A 21,885-nucleotide genomic window follows, 5' to 3' on the forward strand; every position below is an offset into this window, starting at 1 on the left:
GCATCGACGACGCCGCGCTCCCGCGCAATGCCAGCCCTACCGAGGAGGAACGACAGCGTGACCTACGTCATCGCGCAGCCTTGTGTCGACGTCAAGGACAAGGCGTGCATCGAGGAGTGCCCCGTCGACTGCATCTACGAGGGCTCCCGGTCCTTGTACATCCACCCGGACGAATGCGTCGACTGCGGGGCCTGTGAACCGGTCTGCCCCGTGGAGGCGATCTTCTATGAGGACGACACCCCGGAGGAGTGGAAGGACTACTACAAGGCGAATGTCGAGTTCTTCGACGAGCTCGGTTCGCCCGGTGGCGCCTCCAAGCTCGGTCTGATCGAGCGCGACCACCCCTTCGTCGCCTCGCTCCCGCCGCAGAACCAGTAAAACGGAGATCCCCCGGGCGCGGTCCGGGGGAGAGCCGATCTCCCCGGTCCCGTACGGTCGTCGTCCGTACGGGACCGAGCCGTCTCCGCCGCGCACTGGGCGCAGGCCGGAGCCCGGTCACCAGAACGAGAGAGAGAAAGCCTGTGTCCGCAGTCTCTTCGCGCCTTCCCGTCTTTCCCTGGGACAAGCTGGAGCCGTACAAGGCGACGGCGGCGGCGCACGCCGACGGCATCGTGGACCTCTCCGTCGGCACCCCGGTGGACCCGGTGCCGGAGCTGATCCAAAAGGCTCTGGCAGCCGCCGCCGACTCGCCGGGCTATCCCACGGTCTGGGGGACGCCCGCGCTGCGGAACGCGCTCACCGGCTGGGTGGAGGGCAGGCTCGGCGCGGTCGGCGTCACGCACGCCAATGTGCTGCCCGTGGTCGGCTCCAAGGAACTGGTGGCCTGGCTGCCCACCCAGCTGGGCCTGGGCCCGGGGGACCGGGTCGGCTATCCGCGGCTGGCCTACCCGACCTATGAGGTCGGCGCGCGGCTGTGCGGGGCGACGCCCGTCGAGTACGACGACCCGACCGAGCTCGACCCGGCCGGTCTGAAGCTGCTCTGGCTCAACTCGCCCTCCAACCCCACCGGTCGGGTCACCCCGAAGGAAGAGCTGGCCCGTACCGTCGCCTGGGCGCGTGAGCACGGTGTGCTGGTCTTCAGCGACGAGTGCTATCTGGAGCTGGGCTGGGAGGGGGCCGAGCCGGTATCGGTGCTCCATCCCGATGTCTGCGGCGGTGCGTACGACGGGATCGTCGCGGTCCACTCGCTCTCCAAGCGCTCGAACCTGGCCGGATACCGGGCCGCTTTCATCGCGGGCGATGAGCGCGTGCTGGGTGCGCTGCTCCTGATCCGCAAGCACGGCGGGATGATGGTCCCCGCGCCGGTGCAGGCGGCGACGGCGGTCGCGCTGGGCGACGACGGCCATGTCGCGGAGCAGCGGGAGCGGTACGCGGCCCGGCGCGCGGCACTGCGGGCGGCCCTGGAGGGGCACGGCTTCCGGATCGAGCACAGCGAGGCCAGCCTCTATCTGTGGGCGACCCGTGACGAGCCCTGCTGGGAGACGGTGGCGTACCTGGCTGAGCTGGGCATTCTGGTCGCGCCCGGCGATTTCTACGGGTCCGCGGGGGAGCGTTTCGTACGGGTGGCGTTCACGGCGACCGATGAGCGGGTCCAGGCCGCGGTGAAGCGCCTCGGCGGCTGACCGGACGGGCCTGCGGTACGGGGACGGGTACGGGGCCGGGGCCGGCCTGCCGTACGGTCCCGGGCCCGGGGGACGGCCCCGGAGACGGACAGGGCGAGGGGCCCTGGAGTGCGCACTCCAGGGCCCCTCGCCCTATCGCCGTTCGATGCGGGTCAGCCCAGCGGCAGACCCTTCAGCGGCAGGGTGTCGGCGGGCAGGGCGCCGGTGACGTTCCCGGCGCCCCCGCCGAGGATGCCGGTCGCGCCGTCGGAGACCTCACCGGCGGTCTTCTGGAGTACGGGGGCGGCGGTGCCGCCCACCTTGCCGACGGACTTGCCCGCCGTGGGAACGGCCTGCGCGACGGTGTTGCCTCCGGTGCTCCCGGCCAGCTCGGTGGCCTGGGCAGCGGTGCCGTCGAGGGTGCCGCCGAGGCTCTCGGCGTCGACGGAGGAGAGCCCGCCGAGCGGGGTGGCCTGCTGGAGGTCCACCGCGCTCGCGGAGCCGGCCGCACCGACCACGGGAGCCGCGCCCGCCGCGATGAGCAGCGCGGCACGGGCGATCCGACGGGTCAGAGGGAGGGACATGGTGCTCCTTGAGACGAGAAGAACAAGGGGGATGACGTCTGTCGTCCGATCGCCGGTGACGGCCTCCGGACGACGCCGGTCCGTGCGATCGGACGCAGTGACAACCGTTCGGAGGGCGGGGGAAGTTGCGGTGAGCCAAGGTAAAGAGTTGGTAATGCATCGCATTATCAGTCACCGGCGAATGCGGGTGAAAGGGGTATTTCGCCAGGGCTCCGAACGGGCTCGGCGAACCGTCACTTCCCAGTGCTCACAACGGATCCTGACCATCGGGACGGCACCGCGGGGAAAGGGCCGTCAGGCCATTGGAGTGACGCCCCTGAAGTCCTTCTCGCGGGCGAACGCCCGAATCAGCGTGCGATGAGCAGCCGGACGTCGCCGTCCGTACGCTCGGAACCCTCGCCGCCGGGTCCGCCGCCCGCCGCGCCGCGCCAGCCCTCGTCGGACCGCTCGGCGCTCCACACCCGGTTCCCGTACGCGACCTCGCCGATCCCCAGCCCCGCCGCGCGGGCCACCGCCCAGTGCGCCAGCTCCCAGCCGCGCCGGGCCGCCCCGCCGCTCACCGCACCGCTCCGCGCGCCGCTCTCCGCCGCGAACGACGACGGCACCGGGACCGTGATCTCCCGCGCGCCCGGCACGCCGCCGCTGCCGGGGCCCTGGGCCACCTTCGGCAGCACCCCGGGACCGAAGTCCCGCACCAGCTCCGCCCGTACCCGCTCCGGATCGCCCGCCCCGGCCGGGCCGGCGCCCGTCGTGCAGTTCAACGACCCGCCCGTCCGCCCGGTCAGCGCGGCGGCCAGCAGCGAGGCGTCCGGCTCGTGCTTCGCGTACGCCTGCGGGAAACCGCTGCGCTGCACCCGCTGCGCGGCCACCGTCAGCGGCAGCCGCGAGTAGCCGGGGACCTCGGCGAGCTGCTCGTAGAACTTCCCCGCCGAGTAGACCGGGTCCAGGATCTGCTCCGGGGTGCCCCAGCCCTTGGACGGCCGCTGCTGGAACAGCCCCAGCGAGTCCCGGTCGCCGTACTCGATATTGCGCAGCGCCGACTCCTGGAGCGCGGTCGCCAGCGCGATGGTCACCGCGCGCTCCGGCAGGCCCCGGGCGGTGCCCACGGCGGCGACGGTCGCGGCGTTCGCGGCCATCTCGGTGCTCAGCTCGTACGACGGGCCGCCCGCGCCCGGGGCGGCGTGGACCACACAGCGCGGAGCACCCGAGTCCGACAGATGCTGCACCGCGAGATAGCCGGTCACCGCCAGCAGCGCGGCGGACGCGGCCGTCAGGCGCTTCAGCCGGCCGCGCCGGGCAGGAGGGGCGATCTTGGACACAGCCCCACCGTACAAGGCCGCGCGCTAAGGTCGGGCTCATGCCCGACACAGCGCTTGATCTGACCCTCGACGCCCCCGCGCTCACCGCCGCCCTGGTGGACTTCCCCTCCGTCAGCGGGCAGGAGAAGCCCCTCGCGGACGCCATCGAACAGGCTCTGCGCGCCCTGCCGCATCTCACCGTCGACCGGCTCGGCAACAACGTGGTCGCCCGCACCCGCCTCGGGCGTGCCGAGCGGGTGATCCTCGCGGGACACATCGACACCGTGCCCATCGCCGACAATGTGCCCTCCCGGCTGGACGACGACGGAGTGCTGTGGGGCTGCGGCACCAGCGATATGAAGTCCGGCGTCGCCCTCCAGCTGCGCATCGCCGCCACCGTGCCCGCGCCCAACCGCGACCTCACCTTCGTGTTCTACGACAACGAGGAGGTCGCGGCCCATCTCAACGGCCTCGGCCAGGTCGCCGACGCGCACCCCGACTGGCTGACGGGCGACTTCGCCGTACTCCTCGAACCCCCCGACGCCGAGGTCGAGGGCGGCTGCCAGGGCACCCTGCGGGTCCAGCTGCGCACCAAGGGCGAGCGAGCGCACTCCGCACGCAGCTGGATGGGGGCCAACGCCATCCACGCGGCGGCCCCGATCCTGGCCCGCCTCTCCTCCTACGAGCCCAGGCGCCCGCTGATCGACGGCCTCGAATACCGCGAGGGGCTCAACGCCGTACGGATAGAGGGCGGGGTCGCGGGCAACGTCATCCCGGACGCGTGCACGGTCACGGTCAACTACCGCTACGCCCCGGACCGCGACGCGCAGCAGGCCATCGCCCATGTCCGCGAGGTCTTCGCCGACTGCGGCGTGGCCGAGTTCGTGGTGGACGACCACTCCGGCGGCGCGCTGCCGGGACTGTCGCACCCCGCGGCGGCGGCGTTCATGAAGGCGGTCGGGGGCAGCGCCCGGCCGAAGTTCGGCTGGACCGACGTCTCCCGCTTCAGCGCCCTCGGGGTGCCCGCGGTGAACTACGGCCCCGGGGACGCGCTCTTCGCCCACAAGCGGGACGAGCATGTCGCCGTGGAGAAGATCATCCACTGCGAGACCCGGCTGAGGGAGTGGCTGACCTCCTGAGTTTCCCCTTTGGTCGCCTTGCCGACCTACCCTTGGGCCAGCAAAGTGTTCGGCGGAGGGAGCAGGTCATGGGCAACCCGGAGAACGCGCGGGAGTTCGAGGAGCGGAGGCAGGGACCGGTGCTGCGCCGCAGAGAGCAGGTACAGCCCGGGACCACCGACCAGCGGCTGCTGGATACCGAGGGCGACTCCGAGTGGGTGCACACCGACCCCTGGCGGGTCATGCGCATCCAGTCGGAGTTCGTGGAGGGCTTCGGCGCGCTCGCCGAACTGCCCAGCGCGATCAGCGTCTTCGGCTCCGCCCGGACCGCGCCCGGGACGCCCGAGTACGAAGCGGGCATCCGTATCGGCAAGGCGCTGGTCGACGCCGGATTCGCGGTGATCACGGGTGGCGGCCCGGGCGCCATGGAGGCGGCGAACAAGGGCGCGCGGGAGGCCGGCGGCATCTCGGTGGGGCTCGGGATCGAGCTGCCCTTCGAGCAGGGATTGAACCCGCATGTCGACATCGGGGTGAACTTCCGCTACTTCTTCGTCCGCAAGACGATGTTCGTGAAGTACGCGTCGGGCTTCGTGGTCCTGCCGGGCGGCCTGGGCACGCTCGACGAGCTCTTCGAGGCGCTGACCCTGGTCCAGACGGGCAAGGTGACGCGGTTCCCCATCGTGCTCTTCGGCACGGAGTACTGGAGCGGTCTGGTGGACTGGCTGCGGGACACCGTGGTGGCGCAGGGGAAGGCGTCCGAGCGCGATCTGCTGCTCTTCCATGTCACGGACGACGTGGAGGAGGCGGTCTCCCTCGTGACGAAGGAGACCGGCCTGTAGGACCGACTCCAGGGCGTGTGGAGCCCGGTCTCCCGGATGTGGCGCAGCCGGGTCTCCCGGACGCGGTGGAGGCCCTGGGCGGCGCCCTTCGGGGAGGGCCGGCCGGGGCTCCGCCTCACGCCGGGCTCGGGCGGTCCGCGCCTCAGGCCGGGCTCCGGTGGCCCGGCCTGAGGCCGGGCTCCGGGGCTCCGCGCCTCACCGCCGGGCTTTCGCCGCCCAGCCTTACGCCAGGCCCCGGCGGGCCACCGAGGGCTCGCGGTGGCCCGCGATGGCGGCGACCATGTCCAGCACCTGGCGGGTCTCCGCCACCTCGTGCACCCGGTACACCTGCGCCCCCAGCCAGGCGGAGACGGCGGTCGTCGCCAGCGTCCCGATCACCCGCTCCTTCACGGGGCGGTCCAGCGTCTCCCCGACGAAGTCCTTGTTCGACAGCGAGACCAGCACCGGCCACCCCGTCTCCACCAGCTCCCCGAGGCGGCGCGTGGCCTCCAGCGAATGGCGGGTGTTCTTCCCGAAGTCATGACCGGGGTCGATCATGATCCCGTCCCGGCGCACCCCCAGCTCCACCGCCCGCTCGGCCAGACCCAGCGTCACCCGCAGGATGTCCGCCACCACGTCCTCGTACACGACCCGGTGCGGCCGGGTCCGCGGCTCCGCGCCCCCGGCGTGGGTGCACACCAGCCCCGCGCCGTAGCGCGCGGCGACCTCGGCCAGCTTCGGGTCCACCCCGCCCCACGCGTCGTTCAGCAGATCCGCGCCCGCCTCGCAGACCGCCTCGCCCACCTCATGACGCCAGGTGTCCACACTGATCACCACATCGGGGAAGCGTCTGCGCACCTCGGCCACGAAACCGACCGTCCGCCGGGCCTCCTCCGCGGCCGTGACCTCCTCCCCGGGCCCGGCCTTCACCCCGCCGACATCGATGATGGCGGCCCCCTCCGACACCGCCTGCTCGACCCGGGCGAGCGCGGGCTCGTCCTGGAACGTCGCACCCTGGTCGTAGAAGGAGTCGGGCGTACGGTTGACGATGGCCATGATCACCGGCTCATGCGCATCGAATTCACGCTGTCCCAGCCGCAGCATCAGCGGTTTTCCTCCTCAGGTCGTCCGGCTGCGACCCTAACTGTCACACCGGCGTGGCACGATCAGCCGGGAACAGTTTCCGTCCGGCCGATCGCCGGAAGCCGGGGAGAGGGTCGTTCGTGTTCTTGTTCTTGCTGATCACGATGGTGGTGGTCGTCGGAGCCGTGACGCTCGCGGTGGTCGCCGGCGGAGACAGCGCCGCCCTGCCCGAGACCGCGCCCGAACAGCCGGTGGACCCGCTGCCGCAGACCCGGCCCGTGAACCGCTCCGACATCGAGGCGCTGCGGCTGCCGGTGACCCTGCGGGGCTACCGGATGGCGGATGTGGACGACGCGCTGGACCGCCTCGCGGCGGAGCTGGCCGAGCGGGACGCCCGTATCGCCGAGCTGGAGTCCGCCCTCGCCGGAGCGCAGGCCACCGCCGTGAGCGGGCCCGGACTCTTCGCCAAGCCGGGCGAGGAGCAGGACCAGTGAGCGACGGCGGCCCGGTTCCCGGGCCCGACGGCAGGCCGCGCTGCCCCTGGGGTCTCTCCACGGACGACTACCTCGCCTATCACGACACGGAATGGGGCCGCCCGGTCCACGGGGACGATGCCCTCTTCGAGCGGCTCTGTCTGGAGGCATTCCAGTCGGGGCTGTCCTGGATCACCATCCTGCGGCGGCGCGAGGGCTTCCGGCGGGCGTTCGACGGCTTCCGGATCGCATCGGTCGCGGGGTTCACCGACGACGACCGGGAGCGGCTCCTCGCCGACGAGGGCATCATCCGCAACCGCGCCAAGATCGACGCGACCCTGGCCAACGCCCGGCTGCTCGCCGAGTGGTCGCCCGGCGAACTGGACACCCTGATCTGGTCCTACGCACCGGACACGGCGGGGCGCCCGGCGCCCCGGACCATCGCCGACGTGCCCGCGGTCACGGACGAGTCGGCGGCGCTCGCGAAGGACCTCAAGAAGAAGGGGCTGCGTTTCATCGGCCCCACGACGGCGTATGCGCTGATGCAGGCGTGCGGCCTGGTCGACGACCATCTCGACGGCTGCGCGGCCCGGGGCCGCCCCGAACCGGTCAGCCCCGGACCCCGGCGGTCCTAGGGAGCTCGCCGGGGGGCGGAGCCCGGTGATTCCGCATCGCCCGGATCGGCGGCGGACCGCCGGGGTTCCGGAGTGCCCGGTTCGGCGGCGGCGGACTTCCGCGGTCCCGGAGTGCCCGGTTCGGCGGCGGCGGACCTCCGCGATCCCGGCCGGGCGGGCTCAGCGGCCCAGATAGCGGGGCTTCTCCTTGGCGATGAAGGCCCGGACCGCGATGGAGTGGTCCTCGGACGCGCCCGCTCGCCCCTGGAGCTCCTCCTCCGTCTTCAGCGTCTCGTCCAGGGTGTGACCGGCCCCATAGGCCAGCGACTCCTTGATCGACGCGTACGCCAGGGTCGGCCCGTCGGCCAGCGCGCGGGCCACAGCGGTCGCCTCGGCGGCCAGTTCGGCGGCCGGGACCACCTTGTTCGCGATGCCCCAGTCGTACGCCTCCTGGGCCGAGAAGGGGCGGGGGAAGAGCAGCAGATCGGCGGCGCGGCTGGGGCCGACCAGCCGGGGCAGCGTCCAGGACACCCCGGAGTCGGCCGTCAGCGCCACCCCGGCGAACGACGTGGTGAAGGTGGCGGTGTCGGCGACCACCCGGTAGTCCGCGGCGAGCGCGAAGCCGAGGCCCGCGCCCGCGGCCACCCCGTTCACCCCGGCGACGACGGGTTTCGGCATTCCGGCCAGGGCCCGCACGATCGGGTTGTAGTGATCACGCACCGTGCTCATGGTGGTGCCGCTGCCCGACTTCCGGTCCTCGGCGAGCAGCGTGATGTGCTCCTTGAGGTCCTGGCCCACACAGAAGGCACGCCCGGTGGCGGTGAGCAGAACCGCGCGTACGTCAGGGTCGGCGGCGGCCGTCCGCGCCGAGTCCCGGAGCGCGTTCTTGGCCTCGATGTTCATCGCGTTCATGGCCTCGGGCCGGTTGATCGTGATTGTCGCGAGTCCGTCGCTCACCTCGTACAGCACGGAGTCGGCCATCTCAGCTCCCCTTACGCCTCGGCGGTGGTGTTACCAGGCCCAGCATGGCGGAGATCACCGGGGGTGGGCATGTGACCTGCGTCAAACCGGAGCGGGTCGGCTGGTCCGGCATGCACACGGAGGGTGGCGAAGTATCGCAGGCAGATCGCCGAATTGGGTGGTTTTGCGAGAGCGCGTTGCCTAAGCGATGCCGACCGATGTTGGTCATCGGGTCCCGCGATGCGGGATAATGACCTGGAAGCAATGTGTTCGATGCCGGTGACGCGTGCCTACCCAGGGGCCGTCGGCTGAGGATGAGCTGGTTTCAGGAAGGGGAACGAGCATGGCGGCCATGAAGCCGCGGACGGGCGACGGCCCGCTCGAGGTGACCAAGGAGGGGCGGGGCATCGTCATGCGCGTTCCGCTCGAAGGCGGCGGTCGGCTTGTCGTCGAGCTGACACCGGACGAAGCCGAAGCGCTGGGCGATGCCCTCAAGAAGGTCGTCGGCTGACGCGCGCGAGCGCACCAGTCCTCCCGCCCCGGCACCTCTGAGGTGCCGGGGCGGCCCTGTCTCTCCGTCCGGGCGGGTACCCCGCGGGACGCGGTTCATCCAGGGTCCGGGCACGCCGCCGGACGCGGTTCATCCGGGATTCGGGGACCGGGCGGCTCGCCTCGGTCGGAGACGGGACGGCTCGCGCCGGTCGGTCAGTCAGATCAGTAAGTCAGATCGGTCGGTCAGATCGGTCGGTCCGTCGGCGGCGGGGGCGGCCGGTCAGCCGCGGCGGACCGCGCAGAGCAGACCGTCGCCCACCGGCAGCAGCGACGGCAGCAGCTCCTGGCTCTCCCGCACCGCGCGCAGCAGCTCCCGCAGCCGCAGCACCTCGACCGGCTGAGCGGCCGAGTCGACGGTACGGCCATGGGCGAAAACGCCCTCGAAGCAGACGAGCCCGCCCGGCCTCAGCAGCCGCAACGATTCGGCGAGACACTCCAGCGACTCCATCCGGTCGCCGTCGCAGAAGACGAGGTCGTACCCGCCGTCCGCGAGCCTCGGAAGGACGTCGAGGGCGCGGCCGGGGATGAAACGCGCCCGGTTCCCCGCGAAACCCGCCGCGCGGAACGCCTGTTTGGCGAACTGCTGCCGCGCCGGCTCCGGGTCCACGGTGGTCAGTACCCCGTCCGGCCGCATGCCCTGGAGCAGATAGATGCCGGAGACGCCGGCCCCCGTACCGATCTCCGCCACCGCTTTCGCGTCGGTGGTGGCGGCCAGCAGCCGCAGCGCGGCGCCGGTGCCCGGCGACACCGAGGGGAGCCCCGACTCCCGGGCCCGCTCCCGGGCCCAGCGCAGCGCGTCGTCCTCGGCGACAAAGGCGTCGGCGAACGCCCAGCTTGTCTGCCGGTTTGCGGTAATGGGCCTCTCCTGTCCCCGTAGTTGAACGCGACGTTGACTGTATCCGCTGCCCCCGGGAACCCGCAGATGGGACCGGGCGTTGAACGGGGCAGGGGGGAGCAATGGACCAGAGCTGGAAGCGGCACCCAAATTCGCGTAAAGATTCTTATCCGGAGCTAACGGGCGAGGTGGCTATGGTAGGGGCTCCGCTGGACACCACCAGAGCCGATAGGGGAGGTGCGGCTGCACCTGCGGATCGCAGGGGAGTGCTCAGGCGCTTTCTCAGGTCACCGGGTGAGCCGAAATCCGTGACCGACATTGCTGACCGTCCCACCACCGACTCCGCCGCAACCGCGACCTTCGCATCGGATGCGGAATCGCCGGCGTGGACCCCTCCCACCTGGGAGGAGATCGTCAGCACGCACAGCGGGCGGGTCTACCGCCTCGCCTACCGTCTCACAGGCAATCAGCATGACGCCGAGGATCTGACGCAGGAAGTCTTCGTCCGGGTCTTCCGCTCGCTCTCCACCTACACGCCCGGCACCTTCGAGGGCTGGCTGCACCGGATCACCACCAATCTCTTCCTCGACATGGTCCGCCGTAAGCAGCGCATCCGTTTCGACGCGCTCGGCGACGACGCGGCCGAGCGGCTGCCCAGCCGTGAGCCGTCCCCCCAGCAGGTGTTCAACGACACCCACTTCGACGCGGATGTGCAGCAGGCCCTGGACACCCTCGCGCCCGAGTTCCGGGCCGCCGTGGTGCTCTGCGACATCGAGGGGCTGTCCTACGAGGAGATCGCCGCGACCCTGGGCGTCAAGCTCGGCACGGTCCGCAGCCGGATCCACCGCGGCCGGTCCCATCTGCGCAAGGCCCTCAAGCACCGTTCCCCCGAGGCCCGCGCCGAGCAGCGCATGCTGGCGGGAGCGGTGGGGCTGGCAGGGGAGGGCGGATCGGCGTGAGCGCATCCAGCCCCACCCCCGCCGAGCAGCATCTGGGGGACCGGCTCGCCGCCCTCGTCGACGGCGAGCTGAAACATGACGCCCGGGACCGGGTCCTGGCCCATCTGGCGACCTGCTCCAAGTGCAAGGCCGAGGCCGACGCCCAGCGCAGGCTGAAGGACGTCTTCGCCCAGGCCGCTCCTCCCTCGCCCTCCGAAGGGCTGCTCGCGCGGCTCCAGGGGCTGCCCGCGGGGCCGGGCGGCGACTCCGGCGGCGGGCCCTTCGACGGGGGAAGCGTCATCGACGCGGTCTTCGGCGGGGTGAGCGCCCCGGCGGGAAGACCCGGCGACCGCCGCCCGGCGACGTTCGGATACGTCCCCGGGGCCCACGCGGGCACGGCGGTGCTGCCGTCCCGTTCCGGCGGTTTCCGCATCCATGAGGTCGGGCGTCATGACGCCGAGCGCTCCGCCTGGCGGGGCCGCAGATTCGCCTTCGCCGCCGCGAGCGCGGTCTCCCTCGCCGCGATCGCCCTCGGCGGAGCGCTGCCGCTCGACGCCTCGGGCCCATCGAGCCGGAGCGGCACGGGCAACAGCGTCACCCCCCTGGGGGCCGCTGCGAGCTCGGGAGCCCTGGGCGGCAGTGCCGGGGTTCCCTCGACGACCCCCGCTGCGCGGAGCGCGGAGTTCGAGCGACGCCGTCAGGCGGCCCAGGCGCCGGCCAGGTCCGAGGAGCGGGTGATCGGCCATTCCGTCCCCGGTCTGCTGACCCCGGGGGACCCGCTGCGCCGGCCCTCCGTCCCCTCGGTCACACCCCACCGGCCCGCCGCCCCACCGGTCTCGCTGCTCAGCTCCGTCTTCGCCCCTCCGCCGCTGATACGCCCGGTGGACACGGCCTTCCAGCTGGCCTCGGCCCCTGGGGTCACCCCGTCGGCGACGCCGTCCCCCACCCATCCGGCGGCCCCGGAGCACCCCGCGCTCCGGCCGGCGCTTCCCACGTCTTCACTGACGCCCCATCGCTGACCAGGCCCCTCTCCGGTCCCCTGCGCGGTGATTCGCAAACCTGGTTGAATCTTCGGAGGGGTGCCCGAGGGGCGCCGCGGCGGACTGCAGTTTGCGGGGAGACCATGGAACACGGGAAGCCCACCGGAGCGAAGGCGAAGTGGTGGAGCAGGCCCGGGGCGGAGCACACCCCGCACCCGGAGCCCGAGCGGACCACCGCCGCGGAGCACACCCCGGGAGCGGCCCCGGACCAGGAGTCCGTCCCGGAGCCGCCCGCTCCGCCCGCTCCGCCCGCCGCTCCTCCGGGGCCGCCGCCCGGGCCCATGGAGTCGCGGGGCGCCGTGCCGGGACCCTCGGGCGAGCCCGGGTCGGTCCGGACCGAGCCGTCCGTGCCGCCGCCGCTGCACGACCCCGGCGACCTCGGTGACCCCGACGACACCCCGCCGTACGGCGGGCCGGGACCCTGGGCGCCCGCCCCGCCCGTGCAGCGGCCCGCGCCCGCCGGGACCGCACCCGTACCGCCCGTACCGCCCATACCGCCACAGCACCCGGGTCAGCAGCCGTCCGCCCTCCCTCCGTACCCGCAGCCGGAAGGGCAGGGACGCCCCCAGGAAGCCCCCACCGGCCCTCAGACGGCCCAGTGGGGGCGGTATGACCCGTGGGGGTCCCCCGGCGGCGCCGAGCCGCTCACCCACCCCGGAGAGCCTCCCCGCGCAAAGGGCAGACGCGGGGCGCTGCTGGTCGGCGCGCTGCTGCTGGCGCTGGTCGCCGGCGGGGTCGGCGGCGGCATCGGCTCGTACGTCGAACGGAACGGCGGCATCGACCGTGTCGAGCTGGACCAGGCCCCCGGGGACAGCGGCGGCCGGGCGCCCGACAGCGTCGCGGGAATCGCGGCCAGGGCCCTGCCGGGCGTGGTCACCCTCCATGTCAGCGGCGGCGGGGAACAGGGCACCGGCACCGGCTTCGTGCTCGACCGGCGGGGCCATATCCTCACCAACAACCATGTCGTCGACCCGGCTGGCTCCAACGGCGGGATCTCGGTCACCTTCAGCGGCGGCGAGACCGCCAGGGCGACGCTCGTCGGCAAGGACAGCGGTTACGACCTCGCCGTGGTCAAGGTCAGCGGAGTGTCGGGCCTCACCCCGCTGCCGCTGGGGAACTCCGAGAGTGTGCGCGTCGGGGACCCGGTCGTCGCCATCGGCGCGCCCTTCGACCTCCAGAACACCGTGACCTCCGGCATCATCAGCGCCAAGGAGCGGCCCATCACCGCGGGCGGCGAGAAGGGCGACGGCAGCGATGTCAGCTATGTCGACGCCCTCCAGACCGACGCCCCGATAAACCCGGGGAACTCCGGCGGCCCGCTGGTGGACGCCAAGGCCCGGGTCATCGGCATCAACAGCGCGATCCGCGCCGCCGACACCGGCTCGGGCGACGAAGGCGGCCAGTCCGGCTCCATCGGCCTCGGCTTCGCCATCCCGATCAACCAGGGCAAGCGCGTCGCCGAAGAGCTGATCAACGACGGCCGGGCCACTCACCCCGTGATCGGCGTCAGCCTCGACATGAAGTACGAGGGCGACGGCGCGCGCGTCGGCGACGAGGGCAAGGACGGCACCTCCTCGGTCACGCCGGACGGTCCCAGCGCCAAGGCCGGGATCAGACCGGGCGACGTCATCACCGAGGTCGACGGCCGCCGGGTGCACAGCGGCGAGGAGCTGATCGTGAAGATCCGCGCCCACCGGCCCGGCGACCGGCTGGAGCTGACCCTGCTGCGTTCGGGCAAGGAGCGGACGATCACCCTCACCCTCGGCGCCGCGAGCGGCAAGGACTGATCACAAGGACTGATCACAAGGACGGACTTGGATGGACTTGAGCGGAATCCATCGGTCGCGAACAGGCGAGGACGGGGCATGAACCCCCGATGACGGCTCGGTGCCGGACGCACCTCGCCTTGTCAGGCACGTGACTCACCGAAGATTCGCCGGGTACCGTGGATCGGGCCCCGAACCCATACGACCGGCGGGCTGCCGAGAACACGAGGAGCGACAGGGTGTTCAATGACATAGGCGCACTGGAGCTGGTGACTCTGGTGGTGCTCGCCGTGCTGGTCTTCGGCCCGGACAAGCTGCCGAAGTTCATCCAGGACGTCAGTCGCTTCATCCGCAAGGTGCGGGAGTTCTCCGACAACGCCAAGCAGGACATCCGCAGCGAGCTCGGCCCCGAGTTCAAGGACTTCGAGTTCGAGGACCTGAACCCCAAGACGTTCATCCGCAAGCAGCTCAATGAGCACGACGAGCTCAGGGAGCTCAAGGAGCTCGGCGACAGCTTCGACCTCCGCAAGGAGATGAACGAGGTCGCCGACGCGGTCAACGGGAAGGGCATCTCCGGCACTGCCTCAGGCACCGCCTCCGGCACCGTCCCCGCGGCGGTCAACGGGACGACCGATCCGCTCGCCAAGCGCGCCAAGCCCGCCGCGGACGACCGCCCGCCGTTCGACTCCGACGCGACCTGAGCCGGCGGAGGTCCGCGACCTGAATCGGCCGAGGCGCGCGGCCTGAGCCGCCCGCGTCCGTATCCCGTCTGAGCCGATCGGCCCGCTCCCCCCCGCCGTCCGGGCCAACCCATACCGTCCGAGCCGGGCGTATGCAACCGCCGACAGCGGTCAATCCCGGGGCGCCGAGCCAGGATGGTTATCCTCTCCATCTGTCAGGACGCGAGGACGCCCGAGGGGGGCGGGTCCGCTCCGGGCCTCGGACACAGAGGAGACGGCCGGGTAGATGGAGACGACCAGTCGAACAGCTGCGCAGAGCACGGTCGGCGATTCACCCGCCGCCGGCCCCCAGCGCACACAGCGGGGCCCGTCGGCGCACCGCACGGTCGACGCGTACACACGCGCCTCATTCCCCTGGTACGGCCTGGACGGGGCCTTCACCGGCCCGCGCTGGCTGATGCGGGTGAGCTCCGCCGCCGACGGCGTCGTCCAGCACGGCTCGATGGGCCACGGCCATGAGCCGTCGATACGCTCCGAGGCCGGGGCGCTGGAGAAGGAACGGTTCGCGGTCGTCATCACCGTCGCCGCGGTACCGGTCCGGCGCAGCGGCGACGGTACGGGGGTGCTGGACGCCACCTCGGTCTCATCGGCCGCCTGGCTGGCCGGCTCGGGGCTGCTCGGCCACACCTGGCCCGCGCAGCTCGACCACTCACTGCGGGACGACTGGCTCGAACAGCAGACGGAGACCGCCTTCGAACTGGCTGACGACCTGGACGGAGAGCTCTGGTCCACGCTCTCGCTCCCGGTGGACGGGGAGGCGACCGTCTTCCACTACCGCGAGTCCGAGTTCGGCTGGGTGCTGGCCGGCTCACCCGGCGGCGGGGTGCACATCGGGGCGTACGGACGGGGCATGAGCGCCTACGGCCTCGGCTTCTCCGCGGTGGAGGACCTCTCCCAGTACCTCTGAACGCGTACAGATGAACGCGTACAGATGAACGCGTACAGATGAACGCGTACAGATGAACGCGCACAGATGAACGCGCACAGACCGAAGGGCACCGCTCGTCGAACGGCGCCCTTCGGTCTGTACATCCGGGGAAATCCGGCTAGAACTTGTTCCTCGGCGTGATCCCGAGGCTCATCCCCGAAAGCCCCCGCTGACGGCCGCCCAGCTTCCCGGCGATCGCCCGCAGCGCGGAGCCCGCGGGCGAATCGGGATCGCTGAGGACCACCGGCTTGCCCTCGTCGCCGCCCTCCCGCAGCCGTACGTCGATCGGGATCGAGCCCAGCACCGGCACATTCGCGCCGGTCGTCCTGGTCAGCCCCTCCGCGACCCGCTGCCCGCCGCCGCTGCCGAACACATCGACCATCTCGTCGCAGTGCGGACAGGGCAGGCCGGACATGTTCTCGACCACGCCCACGATCTTCTGATGCGTCTGCACCGCGATCGAGCCCGCCCGCTCGGCGACCTCGGCCGCCGCCTGCTGCGGGGTGGTGACCACCAGGATCTCCGCGTTCGGCACCAGCTGCGCCACCGAGATGGCGATATCGCCGGTACCGGGCGGCAGATCCAGCAGCAGCACATCGAGATCGCCCCAGTACACATCCGCGAGGAACTGCTGGAGCGCGCGGTGCAGCATCGGGCCGCGCCACACCACCGGCGCGTTGCCGGGGGTGAACATGCCGATCGAGATGACCTTCACCCCGTGCGCGGACGGCGGCATGATCATGTTCTCTACCTGGGTGGGACGGCCGTCCGCGCCCAGCATCCGGGGCACCGAGTGGCCGTAGATGTCCGCGTCCACCACGCCGACCTTCAGCCCGTCGGCCGCCATCGCCGCCGCCAGATTCACGGTGACGGAGGACTTACCGACCCCGCCCTTGCCGGAGGCCACCGCGTACACCCTGGTCAGCGAGCCGGGCTGGGCGAAAGGAACCTCCCGTTCGGCGCTGGTGCCGCGCAGCGAGGCCGCCAGCTCGCGCCGCTGTTCGTCGCCCATCACATCGAGCGCGACCTCGACGCGGGTGACCCCGTCGACGCGTGCGACCGCTTCCGTCACGTTCTTGGTGATCGTCTCGCGCATCGGACAGCCGGAGACGGTGAGATACACCGTGACGGCGACCACGCCGTCCGCCCCGATCTCAACCGATTTGACCATGCCGAGGTCGGTGATGGGGCGGTTGATCTCCGGGTCGTTCACCGTCGCCAGTGCTTCGAGCACAGCGTCTTCCGTAGCCATACGACGATGGTACGGCGCTGCCTCCCGCCGCCGGAAAGCCCGTCAGCGGTCGGCTTCATCACTCCCCGGACCGCCCTCGTGCGGGAATAGCGCCCGCTGCTCCTCCATCTCGCGGACCAGGTCCTGAAGTTCGGAGCGGATCCAGTCCCTGGTGGCCACCTCGCCGAGGCCCATCCGCAGCGCGGCGATCTCCCGGGTCAGATACTCGGTGTCCGCGATCGACCGCTCGTTCTGCTTGCGGTCCTGCTCATGGGTGACCCGGTCCCGGTCGGCCTGCCGGTTCTGCGCCAGCAGGATCAGCGGGGCCGCGTAGGAGGCCTGGAGCGAGAGCATCAGGGTCAGAAAGATGAAGGGGTACTGGTCGAAGCGGAGACTGAGCGGGGCACTGACGTTCCACACCACCCACAGGATGATGATCAGCGTCATCCAGACGATGAACCGGCCGGTGCCCAGGAAGCGCGCGATCCGCTCGGAGAGCCGGCCGAACGCCTCGGGGTCGTACTCCGGCAGCAGCGTCCGGCGCGGGGCGCGCGGCAGATCCAGCCGTACGCGCGGACGCGGGGCCGCCGCCCCCGGGGGCGTACGGTCCTTCGCCTCCGGCCCCGAGTGCTCGCCGCCGCTACCCATGTCCACGCCCCCCGCCGGCGGTGCGCTGTCCGCTGCCGCCCATGCCTGTGCCCGTGCCCCTGCCCGTGCCCGTGCCCCTGCCCGTGCTCCGGCCGGCGGTGCGCTGTCCGCTACCCATGCGCCGACTCCTCGAACTCTGTTTCCCGCCAGTCCTCGGGCAGCAGATGGTCGAGCACGTCGTCCACGGTCACCGCGCCCAGCAGTGAGCCGCTCTCGTCCACGACCGGTGCCGCGACCATGTTGTACGTGGCGAGATAGCTGGTCACGGCGGGCAGCGGGGTATCCGGTGAGAGCGGCGGCAGATCGCTGTCCACCAATGAGCTCACCAGGGTGAACGGCGGATCCCGCAGCAGCCGCTGGAAGTGCACCGTGCCCAGGTACTTCCCGGTCGGCGTCTCGTCCGGCGGCCGGCACACATAGACCTGGGCCGCGAGCGCCGGGGAGAGATCCTGCTGGCGTACGCGCGCCAGCGCGTCGGCGACCGTGGCGTCCGGGCGCAGCACGATCGGCTCGGTGGTCATCAGACCGCCCGCGGTGCGCTCCTCGTACGACAGCAGCCGGCGCACATCGGCGGCGTCGTCCGGGCGCATCAGGGCGAGCAGCCGCTCCTGGTCGTCCTCGGGGAGCTCGGAGAGGAGATCGGCCGCGTCGTCCGGGTCCATGGCCTCCAGGACATCGGCCGCCCGCTCCTCCTGGAGCTTGCCGAGGATCTCCACCTGGTCGTCCTCCGGCAGCTCCTCCAGCACATCGGCGAGTCGGTCGTCGTCGAGCGCGGCGGCGACCTCGGCACGCCGTTTGGGGGAGAGATGGTGCAGCGCGTTGGCGAGATCGGCCGGGCGCATCCGCTCGAAGGTGGCGACGAGGCTCTCCGCGCCCTGGGCGGCCTCGTCCAGCGAGAACCCGGTGACCGCCGACCACTCCACGGTCAGCGTCTCGCCCCGGCGGCGCAGGGCCCCGCCGCGCCCTCTGCGGACGAACACCTTGTCGATCTCCCAGTCGCGGCGGGCGGGCAGCCGCTGGATCGACACATCGAGCACGGTGGCCTCCTCGCCGCTGTCCACCAGCCGTACCCGCCGGTCGAGCAGCTCGCCGAGGACCAGCCGCTCGGTGGGGCGCTGTTCGAAACGGCGTACGTTCAGCACACCCGTGGTGATGACCTGGCCGGACTCGATGCCGGTGATCCTGGTCATCGGCAGAAAGATCCGGCGGCGGCTGAGCACCTCCACCACCAGGCCGAGCAGCCGGGGCGGGCGGCGGCCCACGCGCAGCATCGCCACGAGATCGCGGACCCGGCCGACCTGATCGCCGTTGGGGTCGAAGACGGGCACTCCGGCGAGATGGGAGACAAAGACCCGGGGGGCGCTCGCGACCATGATCCGCACCTCCGCTCCGGTCCCGGCGGAGTCATCGGCCCGCTGGGAAATGCCCCTGTCACCCTTGTTCAAGGGTTTAAGGCTAGCTCGTGACGTTACGTACCGCTGTCAGCCGGGGTCCGTACGGCGTCCATACGACTACCTGCGTAGGGCCTTCTCCGGCACCGGTACGCTGCGATCTGCCACCCATGACACGCAGATGAGAGGCAGTGCGCCGGTGACTCTCCTCCCCCCGGTTTCCCGGGCCCGCAGGGCCGTGCTCTCGGCGGTGCTGTGCGCGGGGCTCGCGCTGACCGCCACGGCCTGCACCGAGGAGAAGCCGGATCCGGACAAGGGGACCAACGGCGTCGGAAAGCTCTCCGCCGACGAGATCGAGAAGAAGGCGCGCGCGGCGGCGGACGAGGCCACGTCGGTACGGCTCTCCGGCACGCTGGTCAGCAAGGGCGGACCCTACAAGCTGAACATGCGGCTCAAGGACGACGGCGGCACCGGCTCGGTGACCTCGAAGGAGAACACCTTCGCGCTGCTGCGGGTCGGCGACGACCTCTATCTCAAGGCCGACGCGGACTTCTGGAAGCACCAGGACGACGGCAAGGACGGCGGGGAGCCGGCCGCGCCCACCCAGGCGGACGCGGAGGCGGCCGGAAAGCTCGGCGACAAGTATGTGAAGGTCCCTCAGGGCGACCCGGCGTACCAGGAGTTCCGCGGCTTCACCGAGATGGATGTGCTGCTCGACGGGCTGCTGGGGATGGAGGGCCCGCTGAGCACGGGGGAGCGCACCAAGGTGGGGGGCGTACGGACGATCAAGGTGCAGGCGGCGGAGGGCGCGGGCGGGGTGCTGGACGTCTCGCTGGAGGGCGAACCGTATCCGCTCCAATTCGCCCGGGCCGGGGGGAAGGGCGTGCTGACGCTCGGCGAGTGGGACGCGGACTTCGAGCTGACCCCGCCCGCGGAGGGCGAGATCGTGGACTACGGCGGGCAGCTCCCCAAGACCAGCGACTAGGGTCCCGGGCGGGACCGGCGACGGGGGCGGGTTTCGGGACCGGCGACCGGGGTCCCGTGCCGGACCGGCGACCGAGCGCCGTGCCGGATCGGCGGCCAGGATCCCGAGCCGGACCGGCGACCGGGGCGGGTTTCCGGATCAGCGGCCGAGACCCCGAGCCCGGCCAGCGACCGGGACCCCGAGCCCGGCCAGCGGCCGAGACCCCGAGCCCGGCCAGTGACCGAGACCCCGAGCCCGACCAGCGACCGGGACCCCGTGCCGGACCTGCCACCAGGGCCTCGCGACCAGAACCCGAGGCCGCCCCGGGCCCCCGCGCTCAGCCCCGCTCGGGACCGGACTTCTTCTTGGACCGGGACCTCTTCAGCAGGAGCCGGGGCAGCGCCGCCGGAATCGGATGGCGGGTGGTGGCCGGAGTGGGCAGCGGGCACGCCGCCAGAGAGCCCGTCGGATGGTCCGCCGTCGAGGCCCCGGGCGCGGGCGTCAGCCGGAGCACCCGGCACTCCGCCGCCCAGCGCTCCGGCACCCGCTCCGCCTCCACCGCGTTCAGCCGTTTGCCCTTCAGCTCCGCCACGGCCGACTCCCAGCCCTCCGAGCGCGGCTCCAGCTCGCTCACCGACGCCGTCCAGGCGACCAGCCGGCCGCCCTTGTCCTTGCTGCGGACCGTGACCTCGGCCGTGGCGCCGTCCGCGAGGCCCGGCAGCGGCTGCTCGCCCGCGCCGTCGCCGACGACATACGCCGCGCCGTCGTGCCACACATGCCACAGCGCCCGCTCGGCCCCCGCGCCACGCACCCAGATGAGGCCGGACTTCTTCGTGGCCTCCTCGATGAGAGCCTGGCCGAGGAGTGCGGTGTCCTCCGCAGGGCTGTCCTCCGCAGGGCTGTCCTCCGCGGAGCTGTTCTCCACGGAGCTGTCCTCCGCGGGGCGCGGGGCGTCGTCAGTCATGCACGCAGCCTATCTACAGCCAGCCGTTGCGCTTCAGCGTGCGGTGAATGGTGAAACAGATCGCGGCGATGGAGGTCAGCACCATCGGATAGCCGTACTCCCACCGCAGCTCCGGCATGTAGTCGAAGTTCATGCCGTACACCCCGCACACCGCCGTCGGCACCGCGATGATCGCCGCCCACGATGTGATCTTGCGCATGTCCTCGTTCTGCGCCACCGTCGCCTGTGCCAGATTCGCCTGGAGGATCGAGTTCAGCAGCTCGTCGAAGCCGATGACCTCCTCCTGCACCCGGGCGAGATGGTCGGCGACGTCGCGGAAGTACTTCTGGATGTCGGGGTCGATCAGCCGCATCGGCCGCTCGCTCAGCAGCTGCATCGGCCGCAGCAGCGGGGACACCGCCCGCTTGAACTCCAGCACCTCCCGCTTGAGCTGGTAGATCCGCCCTGCGTCGCTGCCGCGCTGCCTGCCTTTGGAGGGCGCGGAGAAGACGTCGATCTCGACCTCGTCGATATCGTCCTGGACGGCCGCCGCGACCCCGATATAGCCGTCGACCACATGGTCGGCGATCGCGTGCAGCACCGCGGAGGGGCCCTTCGCCAGCAGCTCGGTGTCCTTCTGGAGTCCGTGCCGCAGCGCCCGCAGCGAGCCCTTGCCGCCGTGCCGGACCGTGATCACGAAGTCCCGCCCGGTGAAGCACATGACCTCACCCGTCTCCACGACCTCACTGGTCGCGGTGAGTTCGGCGTGCTCGACATAGTGGATCGTCTTGAAGACGGTGAAGAGGGTGTCGTCGTACCGCTCCAGCTTGGGCCGCTGATGGGCGTGGACGGCGTCCTCCACGGCCAGCGGGTGCAGCCCGAACTCGGCCGCGATGCCCGCGAACTCCTCCTCGGTCGGCTCATGCAGCCCTATCCAGGCGAAGCCGCCGCCCTCGCGCACCCGCAGCATCGCCTCACGCGGCGACTGGCAGGAGCCGTTCTCCAGCCGGCGGCCGTCGCGGTAGACGGCGCAGTCGACGACGGCGCTGGAGACGGATGGGTCACGGGTGGTGTCGTACGAGCTGTAGGGGGCGCTGCTCTTGCGCAGGGAGGGGCGGACCGCTGCACGCAGGTCACGGATCATCGACATGGCTGGCTCCTTCACGGAGAGGCCGTCGGCGAGGGGTGGCACAGCCCGGAATGGGGACGTGAACTTACGTCCGCAAAGCGGGCGGCACCGCGGAATCGCGGTGACGGCGTTCGCTACAGACAGGCAAAACGAAGTGCTCTTCCGTCGTGCGAAATTCCGATGAACGGGTGCCGTCTAACGGGATGCCGGCGATACGGAGTGCCGTTGTAC

The 21,885-nt window shown here is 71.7% G+C and carries 24 protein-coding genes; 14 read left to right on the forward strand and 10 right to left on the reverse strand.

Features of this window, described 5'->3' with window-relative positions:
• The first annotated feature begins 57 nt into the window (after nucleotides 1-57).
• Nucleotides 58-378, forward strand: a complete 321-nt coding sequence (fdxA, locus tag FF041_RS31185) for a ferredoxin (RefSeq protein ID WP_323371283.1) — start codon at nucleotides 58-60, stop codon at nucleotides 376-378.
• 143 nt (nucleotides 379-521) lie between these two features.
• Nucleotides 522-1,622 carry a succinyldiaminopimelate transaminase gene (dapC, locus tag FF041_RS31190; protein ID WP_323393223.1) on the forward strand — a complete coding sequence of 367 codons (1,101 nt, stop codon included), beginning with the start codon at nucleotides 522-524 and terminating at the stop codon, nucleotides 1,620-1,622.
• Nucleotides 1,623-1,774: 152 nt separating this feature from the next.
• Here dapC and FF041_RS31195 read toward each other — a convergent pair whose 3' ends face one another.
• Entirely contained in the window at nucleotides 1,775-2,185 is a 411-nt protein-coding gene (locus tag FF041_RS31195) for an ATP-binding protein (RefSeq protein ID WP_153525886.1), read from the reverse strand.
• A gap of 347 nt (nucleotides 2,186-2,532) precedes the next feature.
• Nucleotides 2,533-3,504 carry a hypothetical protein gene (locus tag FF041_RS31200; protein ID WP_323393226.1) on the reverse strand — a complete coding sequence of 324 codons (972 nt, stop codon included), beginning with the start codon at nucleotides 3,502-3,504 and terminating at the stop codon, nucleotides 2,533-2,535.
• A 38-nt stretch (nucleotides 3,505-3,542) separates the two neighbouring features.
• On the opposite strand from FF041_RS31200, the gene dapE reads away from it, so the two are divergent.
• A complete protein-coding gene (gene dapE, locus FF041_RS31205; protein ID WP_153525888.1) occupies nucleotides 3,543-4,622 on the forward strand; it encodes a succinyl-diaminopimelate desuccinylase in 1,080 nt (359 codons plus the stop codon).
• Nucleotides 4,623-4,690: 68 nt separating this feature from the next.
• Complete coding sequence (locus FF041_RS31210; RefSeq protein WP_153481973.1) at nucleotides 4,691-5,440, forward strand: LOG family protein; 750 nt, start codon at nucleotides 4,691-4,693, stop codon at nucleotides 5,438-5,440.
• Nucleotides 5,441-5,662: 222 nt separating this feature from the next.
• Here FF041_RS31210 and folP read toward each other — a convergent pair whose 3' ends face one another.
• Entirely contained in the window at nucleotides 5,663-6,523 is an 861-nt protein-coding gene (folP, locus tag FF041_RS31215; protein WP_153525889.1) for a dihydropteroate synthase, read from the reverse strand.
• A 119-nt stretch (nucleotides 6,524-6,642) separates the two neighbouring features.
• Between folP and FF041_RS31220 the strand changes: the two genes are divergently transcribed.
• Together FF041_RS31220 and FF041_RS31225 are read left to right on the forward strand one after the other, a co-directional pair.
• Nucleotides 6,643-6,996, forward strand: coding sequence for a DivIVA domain-containing protein (locus tag FF041_RS31220; protein WP_323393228.1), 354 nt, complete (start codon nucleotides 6,643-6,645; stop codon nucleotides 6,994-6,996).
• Nucleotides 6,993-7,610 carry a DNA-3-methyladenine glycosylase I gene (locus FF041_RS31225; protein WP_323393230.1) on the forward strand — a complete coding sequence of 206 codons (618 nt, stop codon included), beginning with the start codon at nucleotides 6,993-6,995 and terminating at the stop codon, nucleotides 7,608-7,610. The genes FF041_RS31220 and FF041_RS31225 overlap by 4 nt, the downstream gene beginning before the upstream one ends.
• Before the next feature lie 159 nt (nucleotides 7,611-7,769).
• On the opposite strand, the gene chcB is transcribed toward FF041_RS31225, so the two are convergent.
• On the reverse strand, nucleotides 7,770-8,570 hold the full coding sequence (gene chcB, locus FF041_RS31230) for a 2-cyclohexenylcarbonyl CoA isomerase (RefSeq protein ID WP_153525890.1): 801 nt from the start codon (nucleotides 8,568-8,570) through the stop codon (nucleotides 7,770-7,772).
• Nucleotides 8,571-8,892: 322 nt separating this feature from the next.
• Between chcB and FF041_RS31235 the strand changes: the two genes are divergently transcribed.
• A complete protein-coding gene (locus FF041_RS31235) occupies nucleotides 8,893-9,060 on the forward strand; it encodes a DUF3117 domain-containing protein (protein WP_009997451.1) in 168 nt (55 codons plus the stop codon).
• Nucleotides 9,061-9,321: 261 nt separating this feature from the next.
• Here FF041_RS31235 and FF041_RS31240 read toward each other — a convergent pair whose 3' ends face one another.
• Nucleotides 9,322-10,023, reverse strand: coding sequence for an O-methyltransferase (locus FF041_RS31240; RefSeq protein WP_153482027.1), 702 nt, complete (start codon nucleotides 10,021-10,023; stop codon nucleotides 9,322-9,324).
• A 107-nt stretch (nucleotides 10,024-10,130) separates the two neighbouring features.
• On the opposite strand from FF041_RS31240, the gene sigE reads away from it, so the two are divergent.
• The 5 genes from sigE to FF041_RS31265 all read left to right on the forward strand — a co-directional run bounded on the left by sigE (nucleotide 10,131) and on the right by FF041_RS31265 (nucleotide 15,327).
• A complete protein-coding gene (gene sigE / locus FF041_RS31245) occupies nucleotides 10,131-10,895 on the forward strand; it encodes an RNA polymerase sigma factor SigE (protein ID WP_194292260.1) in 765 nt (254 codons plus the stop codon).
• The gene (locus FF041_RS31250; RefSeq protein ID WP_323393231.1) at nucleotides 10,892-11,893 is read left to right on the forward strand and encodes an anti-sigma factor family protein; all 1,002 of its coding nucleotides are present in this window, start codon (nucleotides 10,892-10,894) and stop codon (nucleotides 11,891-11,893) included. Before sigE ends, FF041_RS31250 begins: the two co-directional genes overlap by 4 nt.
• A 104-nt stretch (nucleotides 11,894-11,997) precedes the next feature.
• Nucleotides 11,998-13,701, forward strand: coding sequence for a trypsin-like peptidase domain-containing protein (locus tag FF041_RS31255; protein ID WP_153525891.1), 1,704 nt, complete (start codon nucleotides 11,998-12,000; stop codon nucleotides 13,699-13,701).
• 218 nt (nucleotides 13,702-13,919) lie between these two features.
• Nucleotides 13,920-14,381, forward strand: coding sequence for a sec-independent translocase (locus FF041_RS31260; RefSeq protein ID WP_323371289.1), 462 nt, complete (start codon nucleotides 13,920-13,922; stop codon nucleotides 14,379-14,381).
• Nucleotides 14,382-14,646: 265 nt separating this feature from the next.
• On the forward strand, nucleotides 14,647-15,327 hold the full coding sequence (locus FF041_RS31265; RefSeq protein WP_194292247.1) for a hypothetical protein: 681 nt from the start codon (nucleotides 14,647-14,649) through the stop codon (nucleotides 15,325-15,327).
• A 139-nt stretch (nucleotides 15,328-15,466) separates the two neighbouring features.
• On the opposite strand, the gene FF041_RS31270 is transcribed toward FF041_RS31265, so the two are convergent.
• The 3 genes from FF041_RS31270 to FF041_RS31280 form a co-directional block, all read right to left on the reverse strand.
• On the reverse strand, nucleotides 15,467-16,600 hold the full coding sequence (locus FF041_RS31270; RefSeq protein WP_153525892.1) for an Mrp/NBP35 family ATP-binding protein: 1,134 nt from the start codon (nucleotides 16,598-16,600) through the stop codon (nucleotides 15,467-15,469).
• Nucleotides 16,601-16,642: 42 nt separating this feature from the next.
• Complete coding sequence (locus FF041_RS31275) at nucleotides 16,643-17,227, reverse strand: DUF1003 domain-containing protein (protein WP_153526039.1); 585 nt, start codon at nucleotides 17,225-17,227, stop codon at nucleotides 16,643-16,645.
• Nucleotides 17,228-17,337: 110 nt separating this feature from the next.
• Nucleotides 17,338-18,600, reverse strand: a complete 1,263-nt coding sequence (locus tag FF041_RS31280) for a magnesium transporter MgtE N-terminal domain-containing protein (RefSeq protein WP_153526040.1) — start codon at nucleotides 18,598-18,600, stop codon at nucleotides 17,338-17,340.
• 217 nt (nucleotides 18,601-18,817) lie between these two features.
• On the opposite strand from FF041_RS31280, the gene FF041_RS31285 reads away from it, so the two are divergent.
• Complete coding sequence (locus FF041_RS31285; RefSeq protein WP_323393233.1) at nucleotides 18,818-19,603, forward strand: hypothetical protein; 786 nt, start codon at nucleotides 18,818-18,820, stop codon at nucleotides 19,601-19,603.
• 316 nt (nucleotides 19,604-19,919) lie between these two features.
• On the opposite strand, the gene FF041_RS31290 is transcribed toward FF041_RS31285, so the two are convergent.
• A complete protein-coding gene (locus FF041_RS31290) occupies nucleotides 19,920-20,393 on the reverse strand; it encodes a hypothetical protein (RefSeq protein ID WP_350802340.1) in 474 nt (157 codons plus the stop codon).
• Here FF041_RS31290 and FF041_RS40640 point away from each other — a divergent pair.
• Nucleotides 20,358-20,600: a pentapeptide repeat-containing protein gene (locus FF041_RS40640; protein WP_194292249.1), complete on the forward strand. Its 243-nt coding sequence runs from the start codon at nucleotides 20,358-20,360 to the stop codon at nucleotides 20,598-20,600. The two genes, FF041_RS31290 and FF041_RS40640, sit on opposite strands and share 36 nt — an antisense overlap.
• Here FF041_RS40640 and FF041_RS31300 read toward each other — a convergent pair.
• Nucleotides 20,560-21,675 carry a magnesium and cobalt transport protein CorA gene (locus FF041_RS31300; protein ID WP_153525895.1) on the reverse strand — a complete coding sequence of 372 codons (1,116 nt, stop codon included), beginning with the start codon at nucleotides 21,673-21,675 and terminating at the stop codon, nucleotides 20,560-20,562. The two genes, FF041_RS40640 and FF041_RS31300, sit on opposite strands and share 41 nt — an antisense overlap.
• Nucleotides 21,676-21,885 lie beyond the last annotated feature (210 nt).

Source organism: Streptomyces jumonjinensis (genome assembly GCF_009600885.1).
Taxonomy (GTDB): Bacteria; Actinomycetota; Actinomycetes; order Streptomycetales; family Streptomycetaceae; genus Streptomyces; species Streptomyces jumonjinensis.